This is a genomic window from Micromonospora sp. NPDC006431 (assembly GCF_042870725.1).
GTDB lineage: Bacteria > Actinomycetota > Actinomycetes > Mycobacteriales > Micromonosporaceae > Micromonospora.
This window is the reverse complement of the sequence record NZ_JBIAHQ010000083.1, coordinates 1-1,081: the sequence shown is the minus strand read 5'-3', so window position 1 is coordinate 1,081 and position 1,081 is coordinate 1. Positions and strand designations below refer to the sequence as shown.

The 1,081-nt window shown below is 69.6% G+C and carries 2 protein-coding genes; both read right to left on the bottom strand.

Features of this window, described 5'->3' with window-relative positions:
- On the bottom strand, positions 1-491 hold a 491-nt coding region (locus ACFYM6_RS36165), incomplete at its 3' end, for a transposase (protein ID WP_387282046.1).
- Between the two features lie 101 nt (positions 492-592).
- Complete coding sequence (locus tag ACFYM6_RS36160; RefSeq protein ID WP_387282044.1) at positions 593-1,006, bottom strand: hypothetical protein; 414 nt, start codon at positions 1,004-1,006, stop codon at positions 593-595.
- Positions 1,007-1,081 lie beyond the last annotated feature (75 nt).

Sequence of the window (1,081 nt, the reverse complement as noted above, 5' to 3'; positions counted from 1 at the left end):
GTCATCGACGAGCCCCGGTCGGCGTGCAGGACCTCGGGCCGGACCCGGTTGCGGGCGATCGCGTCATCGATCACCTCGCGGGCGAGCATCGAGTCCTCGCCGGTGGCGACGTGCCAGCCGACGACGTACCGGGAGTACACGTCGATGATCACGTACAGGTGGTAGAACACGCCCCGCGCCGTGGTTTTCAGGCGGGTGATGTCCCACGACCACACCTGCGACGGCCCGGTCGCGGCCAGCTGCGGGATCGTCCGTGGCGGGTGGCTGGCCTGCCGCCTGCGTTCCCGGCTCTCTCCAGCCTGACGCAGGATCCGGTACATCGTGGACTGCGAGCACCAATACACGCCGGCGTCGAGTTCACGGGCCCACACCTGCGCCACGGACATCTCCGCGTACTCATCCCGATGCAGCAGGTTCAGAACCTGCTGGCGTTCAGCCGGGGTCAGCGTCGATGGTGGTGGTGTCTTCGGCCGGTGCGGCTGGGACACCACGGGCGGCTGCTGACGCCGATAGTGCGTCGCGCGGGACCGACCGGTCAACCGGCACGCCCCGGCCACACCCACCAGCGGCACGAGGCCGTCGAACGCCGTGTTCAGCGCCTCCTGCCCGGCCGCGGCGTGTCGTCCGCGCTCTCGGACAGTGTTTCCAAGAGCGCGTGCGCTTTTCCCATGATCTCCAACGCGGCCTTCGTCCGCGCCAGGTCCGCTTCCAGACGCTCGTTACGCCGCCGCAACCGCTCCAACTCGGCCGCCTCCGCGCTACGCCGACGGCCTTCCCCAGCAGGGCTCTTGCCGGCGCCCAGGGCGGTCAACGCCCCGGCGTCCCGCGCGGCACGCCACTCCAGGATGTGAGAGTGGTACAGGCCCTCCCGACGCAGGATCGCCGCCCCCTCACCCGTAGCCTTCGCCGCGTCGTACTCCGCCACGATCCGTAGCTTGTACTCCGCGGTGAACGACCGGCGCTTCGGCCGCCCGCCCTGCTCACCAGGCGTGCTGGGTAGTGTCACGATGATCCTCTTCCTGTCTCCCGTCGAGCCTAGCTCGCCCGGGAAGGCTGTCTCATCTCAGCCTGACAGACAGGG